General features: G+C 38.3%; 6 protein-coding genes. 4 read left to right on the top strand and 2 right to left on the bottom strand.

The features are described 5' to 3' along the window. Positions 1 to 355: 355 nt before the first annotated feature. Positions 356 to 3,130 (top strand): hybrid sensor histidine kinase/response regulator, encoded by a 2,775-nt coding sequence (locus CWB60_RS17920; RefSeq protein ID WP_138578547.1) that lies wholly within the window; start codon positions 356 to 358, stop codon positions 3,128 to 3,130. A gap of 51 nt (positions 3,131 to 3,181) precedes the next feature. On the opposite strand, the gene CWB60_RS17915 is transcribed toward CWB60_RS17920, so the two are convergent. Then, a complete protein-coding gene (locus tag CWB60_RS17915) occupies positions 3,182 to 3,454 on the bottom strand; it encodes an oxidative damage protection protein (RefSeq protein ID WP_004587535.1) in 273 nt (90 codons plus the stop codon). 33 nt (positions 3,455 to 3,487) lie between these two features. Then, entirely contained in the window at positions 3,488 to 4,549 is a 1,062-nt protein-coding gene (gene mutY / locus CWB60_RS17910) for an A/G-specific adenine glycosylase (RefSeq protein ID WP_029772456.1), read from the bottom strand. Between the two features lie 161 nt (positions 4,550 to 4,710). Here mutY and trmB point away from each other — a divergent pair, with 161 nt between their 5' ends. The 3 genes from trmB to CWB60_RS17895 all read left to right on the top strand — a co-directional run bounded on the left by trmB (position 4,711) and on the right by CWB60_RS17895 (position 8,265). After that, a complete protein-coding gene (trmB, locus tag CWB60_RS17905) occupies positions 4,711 to 5,436 on the top strand; it encodes a tRNA (guanosine(46)-N7)-methyltransferase TrmB (RefSeq protein ID WP_138578545.1) in 726 nt (241 codons plus the stop codon). 44 nt (positions 5,437 to 5,480) lie between these two features. Next, the gene (locus CWB60_RS17900) at positions 5,481 to 6,506 is read left to right on the top strand and encodes a methyltransferase (protein WP_138578543.1); all 1,026 of its coding nucleotides are present in this window, start codon (positions 5,481 to 5,483) and stop codon (positions 6,504 to 6,506) included. Positions 6,507 to 6,660: 154 nt separating this feature from the next. Next, positions 6,661 to 8,265 (top strand): HAMP domain-containing sensor histidine kinase, encoded by a 1,605-nt coding sequence (locus CWB60_RS17895; protein ID WP_138578541.1) that lies wholly within the window; start codon positions 6,661 to 6,663, stop codon positions 8,263 to 8,265. Positions 8,266 to 8,649 lie beyond the last annotated feature (384 nt).

The raw sequence follows: 8,649 nt of genomic DNA, 5'->3' as shown, positions 1-8,649 counted from the left end.
AACTGAGCTATCGAGGCACTTTAACAGTGCTAATTAAAAAGTCATAAATGATTTTTAATGCAATTCCCACTCAGCGCTATCGACTGAGCCATCTGGGCGTGCGGCGTATTAAACGAGTTTTGCCCTTACAAGTCAACTTTTTTTTTACTCTTTATAACTGTTTGAACGGTTTTCACACAACAAAGCGAGTTTTTATAGACTAATGTTTATTTATCCAACAAAAACTTACGAAAAACCTTAATTTAACCAATTAAACCAGACTAAAAACGTAGTGTATTATTTGATGTAAATGATACGATCACATTGATAATGCGTTAAGGCTTATCGTACAGACAAATACCAATGGGAACAATCAATGCAGAGTAAACTCTCTTCGCCGGTAAAAGGCTTACTGCCGTTTTTTTTAATTATTAATATTGCAGTAACAGCGCTTGCTATTGTTGCCTTTGCGTTTTATTCGCAAAACACACAACCTGCACCAGCAGCCAAACAAAAAGTAAGTATTACGCAGCTAGCACAACAACTTGATTTACCAATGGTAGATGCACTTACTATGTATGGGCAAGGCAAGGTTCGCCAGCTACTTGAGCTTACCTCAATATTAGATGATGAGTTTGAATATACGCTCTATCGCTTTAATGCCACCTCAGAAACCCAACTTGTATATAGCAGCACTAAACCCGCTATCGAGTCTAAAAAAGTAGATGAGCATTTAACTGAGCAAGGTATATTGCACCATATATTGCTTTTGAACGACCAGCCTATTGGTGAGCTAATAATAAAACAGCAGTTACCAGCACCGCCTTTAACGCAGCAAGACTCGCAAGTAATAGCCTATATTATTGCAATTGTAAGCGTGTTTGCCTTATTTGCATTAGCCCTACTATTTAATACCTATATAAATACTCGCTTGCGTAAAAGTAGTCATTTATTAAATGAAGAACTTCAAGCGATTACCGAAAATGGCAATTACGACAGTAAAGTAAGTGAAAAACTAGACTTAGGCTTATCTGGCGTGGCTAAAAACATTAACTTGCTGCTAGATAAAGTTAACTCAGTAATGTCTGAAAAAGAGGCTGCGCAAAAAGAGCTTCAAAAATTACAAACAGGCCTTGAGAGCGAAGTACAACAAAGAACAATTGCATTAGAGCAAGCGACATTAAAAGCACAACGCGCTAGCGAAACTAAAACGACCTTTTTAGCCACTATGAGCCATGAAATTCGCACCCCTATGAACGGCGTTATTGGCACTATAGATTTATTAAGACAAACAGAGCTTGATGGCGCGCAGCATCGTTTAAGTACTATTATCCGTGAGTCAGCGTTTTCACTATTAAGTATTTTGGATGATATTTTAGACTTCTCTAAAATTGAAGCGGGTAAGCTAAATATTGACCCTACGCCTTTTTCAGTTACTGATACGATTGAAGAGGTTGCTCGCGTGCTTTCATCTGTTGCTAAAAAGCGCAAATTAGATTTAGAGCTTTCTATTGCGCCAGATATTCCAACTAATTTAACTGGCGATACAATACGGGTTCGCCAAGTACTGTATAACCTATGTAGTAATGCAATTAAGTTCACCAGTACTGATGATAAACGCCAAGGGCACGTAAAAATATCGGTAGAAGTGGCCCATAATACGGCGGATCATTTTACGCTGCGTTTTTGCGTAACCGATAACGGCAAGGGCATGACCCAAGCGCAACTGCGAGAAATATTTAACCCGTTTGTGCAAGCCGAAAACTCAATTACCCGTGAATACGGCGGCACTGGTTTAGGACTTTCTATTTGTAAAAGTTTAACCGAGCTTATGCTCGGGACGATTAATGTAACTAGCCATGCAGGCATTGGTAGCGAATTTACCGTTGAGCTTCCATTTGGTACCTCGGGAAAAATTAAGTACGCACATAAAAATGCGCTCAATGGCAAACATGTAGTGGTAGTGAGCAATCATTTAGAGCGCGAAAAAGCAATGTACCGCTATTTATCGTTTATGGGCGCTAAAATTACCTACGTGCACAACCAGCAAGAAATAGAAGCTCAACAAGAGCAGCACGACATTATATGGGTTGTCGATGGCATAGATGATATGGAAAAAGTTAACTCTTTACTGCGTCGTCTTATTTACTCACTTGAAGATAATAATCAACAAGTGGTGGTATTAAGTAAGCTTGATGAAGCCGCTATAAACCATAAAAATGTATTTTATATTAATGCCTCACCGCTGTGTAAATCTAACTTTATGATGTCGATATTGGTAGCAGCAGGCTTGCATCAACCTAAACAAATTAAAAAAACAAAAACACTCAACAATTATTTAAATGTTGAACAAGCACGCGATGCAAATAAACTCATTTTATTAGTAGAAGATAACCTACTAAACCAGCAAGTTTTAACCGACCAGCTGCATATACTAGGCTATGGCGTTGAAGTAGCAAATAACGGTGAAGAAGGTTTAGATATGTGGCGTCAAAACAATTACTCGCTCATATTAACCGACTTACATATGCCAAAAATGTCAGGTTACGATATGGTTGAAAAAATTCGTGATGAAGCCGAGTTGTTAGACTCTATAGACGCTCAGCCTTATATTATTGCGGTTACTGCCAATGCGCTCAAAGGTGAAAAAGAGCGTTGCCTGGCGGTAGGTATTAATGACTTTATTACTAAACCTATAGAGCTTAATGCCTTAGAAGATACCTTAAAGCGTTGGTATGATAAGCATAATAAAGACCAAACTGTTGTCATTCATCAAAAGCCTGCCATGCCTATTAATATGGACGCAGTATCTACTTATGTAAACGGCGACGAAGCCAAACAATTACGCTTTTTCAAAATGTTTTTAGAGCAAAGCCAAAGCCTAATTAAAAGCATTAATTCCGGCGTTATGGTTAATGACAGAGACGAGATAAGCAGTGCTTGTCATCAGCTCAAGGCTATCTCTAAAACTATTGGTGCAGAGGCCGTTGCGCAATGTGCAGAAGAGTTTGAAGAGAAGTGTCGAAATACTGAGCTTGATACTGATGAGCTAATAGCGCAAAGAGATACCCTTGAAATTGAATATTCTAAAGCTGCGCAGTTTTTAAAAGAGCAAGTGCGCTCAGCGAATACTGATGAAGAAACGCTATAAAATATAGCTATAAAAAAAGGGCTATACAGCCCTTTTTTTTATGCCTAAAAATTACTTTTCAGGAGGTCGATAACCTTCAATTTCTACGTCTTTGTCTTCAAACAAAAAGCCAACCATTTGCTCTTCTAAAAACGTACGGTGCTCTGGGTCCATCATATTTAAATGCTTTTCGTTGATTAGCATAGTTTGCTTATGCTGCCACTGGCCCCATGCTTCTTTAGAAATATTATTAAAAATTTTCTCGCCTAGTTCACCAGGGTATAACTGAAATCCAAGCCCTTCGGCTTCTTTTTGTAACTTTTGACAAAATACTGTACGTGCCATAATTGACTCTCTTAAGCGCTAAATGCTAATAGTTTAACCTATTGGGCTCATTTGTTTAACCAACTTTTTAGTCGGTGCGGCTAAACCCACCTCTATAGATTGATCGAGTGGGTACCACACAAGTTGTTTATCGTTTACTACATCCGGTACGTTATTAATATTAAGCACATGTGGATTTATTGTCAGCTCAAAATGCGAAAACACATGAGTAAAAGGCGTTAACTCTTCCAGCTCGGTTTTTAAGCCTTGCTGATTTAAAAATAACACCATTTCGCTGTATTCGTTAAACTCAAAAAAGCCAAACAGACCGCCCCAAATACCGCTACTTGGGCGTTTTTCCATTAAAACTTTCTCGTCATGTTGAATTATTAACTGATGACAACTCTTTTTAGGAACCGCTTTTTTAGGTTTAGAATGAGGAAACTCTTTAACCTTACCGGCATTAAACGCACCGCAATCGCTATTAAGTGGGCACGCTTGGCAGTCAAAGCGACTGCGAGAGCAAAGGCTGGCGCCCAAGTCCATCATGGCTTGGTTAAACTCAGTCACATTGTTTTTAGGGGTTAACTGGGTAGACAAATGCCAAAGTTGGTTTTCTACTTTTTTTACCCCATACCACCCTTCAACCATAAAATAACGGGCAAGCACTCGCTTAACATTACCATCTAAAATAGGGTGGTGCTGGCCAAGCGACAGCGATAATACCGCACCTGCGGTAGAGCGCCCTATTCCGGGTAAATCCATGACTTCTTCAAGTGTAGTTGGAAATTTACCTTGGTATTTATCTCGCACTATTTTGGCCGTTTTATGTAAGTTGCGTGCCCGTGCGTAGTAACCTAAGCCAGTCCAATGATGCAACACTAAATCTTCATCTGCATTTGCTAAAGCAATGATATCTGGGAAGCTTGCCATAAACTTTTCAAAGTATGGAATAACCGTAACAACTTGCGTTTGCTGTAACATTACTTCTGATACCCACACTTTATACGGTGTTTTACCTAGTTGCCAAGGCAATGTTTTACGCCCATGAAGGTGATACCACTGAACCACTTGGTTAGCAAATTTGTCTGACTGCTGTTTATTTAAATCCAACATATACTACTTTTACTCATGCTCAATAGCGGCTCAGTCTATTGCAGTTAATAAAAAGATCAAGCTATGAAGGCGCTATAACACGCTAATACTTGTGATTAGCTGCGTGGTCAGGGATAATACGCAACCATTTTTAAACACATTGTTTTTGTCAGGCCAATAATATGAGTGAATCAAGTAACAACAACCTTGAGCAAGCTAAGCAAGAAGGTAAGTATATCCGCACAATTCGCAGTTTTGTAAAACGCGAAGGCCGCTTAACTAAAGGCCAAGCTGCCGCAATTGAAAAATGCTGGCCAACTATGGGGCTTGAGCATAAAAACGGCCTACTCGACTTAGCTCAAGTATTTGGCAATAACAATGATGTAGTATTAGAAATTGGTTTTGGTATGGGCAAGTCATTAGTTGAAATGGCAAAAAATGCACCGCACCTAAACTTTATTGGTATTGAAGTACATCGCCCAGGCGTTGGCGCATGTTTAATGGATGCAGATGAAGCCGGTGTTACTAATTTACGTGTATTTGAACACGATGCAGTAGAAGTACTCGCTGACTGCCTTGCAGATGAAAGCTTAACAACGCTGCAGTTATTCTTCCCTGATCCATGGCATAAAAAGCGTCATCATAAACGCCGTATAGTGCAAACAGAATTTGCTGAAAAACTGCGTAGCAAATTAAAAATTGGCGGTGTTTTTCATATGGCTACTGACTGGGAAAACTACGCCGAGCACATGCTAGAAGTTATGCAAGCAGCGCCAGGCTATAAAAATCAGTCATCTACCAACGACTTCGTACCTCGCCCTGATTCGCGCCCGCTAACTAAGTTTGAACAGCGCGGCCACCGTTTAGGTCACGGCGTGTGGGACTTAATGTTTGAGCGCACAAAATAATTACACCAATTTACTAATCAATAATTTGTAAGGCAAAGCCATTTATGAGCGTATTAACCAACCCAAGTTTACTGTTACTTCGTAATAGCGAAGAACTAGTGGGAAAATCTATCTTGGTGGTCAACTTTGTTCAAGATGGCTTTTTAGCAGAGCTAAAGCAGCTAAATCCTCAAAGTGCCATCACCGCATTTAGTTATAACCATGCTAATGGGGAATTTGCTAAAAAAATAAATGGCATAGATGTGTGTGTTAACCATGAAATGGCCGCCAACGATTACGATTTAGTCATTCTTTACTACCCAAAATCAAAGCCTGAAGTATTAATGGCACTTGATAATATTCGCGCCGTTATTAACGAAAAAGCACAGCTACTTGTGGTAGGCGAAAATAAAAGTGGCGTTAAATCGATAGAAAAGCAGCTCGCGGGCAAAGCGCAGTACAGTAATAAAATTGACTCTGCTAAGCATTGTATTTTGTTCTCATTTGAGCAACTAGAGAACAGCCCAACCTTTGAGATTAGCCGCTACCATAAAACGTTTAGAGTAAATGTAGCAGGAGTAGAGTTTGATGCTATCAGTGTTCCGGGTGTATTTAACCACGGCGCTTTAGATGCTGGCACAAAAATGCTACTAGAAAATGCCCCGACCACTAAACAAGGTAATGTACTGGATTTTGGCTGTGGTGCGGGCTTAATAGCCACTTTTTTAGGTATTAAAAACCCAGCACTGACTTTTACTTGCAGCGATGTGAGCGCACTTGCAACTTATGCTACTGAGCAAACATTAAAGCTTAATAATATTAAAGGCGGCACTATTTTAAGTGATGGCTTAAAAAGTATTAGCGGCAAGTTTGATTTAATAGTTAGTAACCCGCCTTTTCATACTGGCATAGCGACCGACTACACAATTGCAGAAGCATTTTTATCAAATGCTAAGCAGCACTTAACCAAGGTAGGAAAGCTAAGCATAGTGGCTAATAGCTTTTTAAAATACCCGCCAATTTTAGAGGCGCAGTTTGGTAGCTTCCACACTGTGTACAAAAATAACAAATTTGCCGTTTACAGTAGCTAACTAATTATACTTAGTTAGGCTAAGTGTAATTAATACTTAGCCTAACTTTCGAATAAATATCAGAATTAATTTCACTATTTCCCTTCACTTTCTATGGTTTTTGCTAAACTAAAGTTCTAAATATAAATATTCATGCTTAGGCGATGCAGCAATAATGCCAAAAAAAGTACATCAAAAAAGTATTCGAAAAGCGCTGATCAACACAATCATGCTTATCACTGCTATTTGTTTAACTTTATCGGTTTCAATTTCCACTTATATGAGTGTAAAAGAACAAAAGGAACTGATCATAAACAAGCTCGTGATCCTTTCCGATATTGTTGCTTTTGATGCCGCAGGTTCATTGGTAAAAGACGACAGAAAAACAGAAGAAAAACGCCTAAAGTCGTTTGATAAAATCCCTCTTGTTAAAAACATTCATATTTACGCAATAGAAAAAACATCGAGTAAACCTGTATTTTTTATTAGCTTTAATGCTAAAAAAACCCCACCTGTTCCGCTGCGAGTAGACAGCATTAAAGAGCTTAACGAGCCAAGAGTGACCAACAACTACATTGAGCTAATAACACCTGTACTTAATAACGAGCAGGTGGTGGGTTACGTTTATATGCGTGGCAGCTTAGAAAGCCTAGATGAATTTATAAAACAAAAAATTATTATAGATATTTTCCTTACCCTGTTTATTTTGTTTTTTGTGTACTTTATAGCGATAAAAACACAAAAAAGTATCGCTAACCCTATTGAACACTTAAGTGTATTGCTACAAGACGTATCAAAAAATCATAACTATGACGTACGCGCACCAAGCACCAGCGTAAAAGAGGTTACAGCCTTATCAAACAGCTTAAATATCATGCTTACTCGCACCCGTAAGCAAATAGAACGTCATGAAAAAGACAAACTAGAGATAAAACAACTCAACCAAAGCTTAGAAGAAAAGGTAAGCCAAAGAACAATAGCCCTGCGCGAAGCAAACCAAGAGCTACTTTCTACCCTTGAGCGAATGCATCAATACCAAGAACAAATAGTAGAAAACGAAAAAATGGCATCATTAGGGCAAATGGTAGCCGGCGTAGCCCATGAGGTTAACACCCCAATTGGCCTAGGTATTACTGGCTCAACCTTGCTGCGCGATAAACTTGCCGATATTCAGCTTAGTTTTGATAATAAGTCTCTTACTTCTAACCAATTAAAACGCTTTATTGACGAAGGTATCGAAAACCTTGATTTAATTTATAGAAACCTAAACCGTGCGGCCGACCTTATCTCTAACTTTAAAAAGGTAGCTGTAATTCAAGATGACGGGATTAAAACCCATGTAAACATCCATAGGTTAATATCTGATGTGTTAATGTCGATTCAATCAGAGTTAATAAAGTCAAAGCCTAACGTAGTGATTAATTGTCCGAGTGATTTAACCATTGAGAGTAAATCTGAGCCATTACAACAAATTTTCCAACAGCTTATTTTAAACTCTGCTATTCATGGTTTTAGCAATAGCGAAAATAACGAAATTAAGTTTGATATAGAAATAACAGGCCCACAAATAAAAATAATCTACACAGATAACGGCCAAGGCGTTGATAAAAACGTCAAAAACAGGATATTTGACCCATTTGTAACCTCTAAGCGAGGCCAAGGGGCAAGTGGTTTAGGCATGCACTTAGTGTACAACTTAGTAACCCAAGCACTAGGTGGGCATATACTGTATGACCTAGATGCAAAACCCGGCGTACGCTTTGTTATTACAATTCCATAAAAAGTGTTTAAAAAAAGAGTATTTATTTACGCTTTTTACTTGAATTACCATTTAATGACCTTATAGAGAGAGCATGTGATATTTCATGTTTAATTATTTAACTTGATCTAATAATTAAGCGATACAATTTCTGAACTTTATTGCTTTTGCAGTATCACATACATTGATGAAAGGTTATAAAATGATATAATTCCGTTTTGAATTTGCGCGATTATTTTTAGTACCTTTAAGCGATTGGTGGATGTATCAATTATTAAAGGAAATGGCTTCGTTTTCATAATTCAAAAAGCTGCATCCGTTATATATCATTAAACAGTAGTTTTTGCACAATGCCTTTTGGTTAGTTTGGAACACCCCTACTGTTTTATTTTTATCCAACTTGTT

It is taken from the genome of Pseudoalteromonas sp. S327 (assembly GCF_005886415.1).
GTDB lineage: Bacteria > Pseudomonadota > Gammaproteobacteria > Enterobacterales > Alteromonadaceae > Pseudoalteromonas > Pseudoalteromonas atlantica.
Note: the sequence above shows the minus strand (reverse complement) of the source record. Positions and strands in the feature narration are given on the sequence as shown.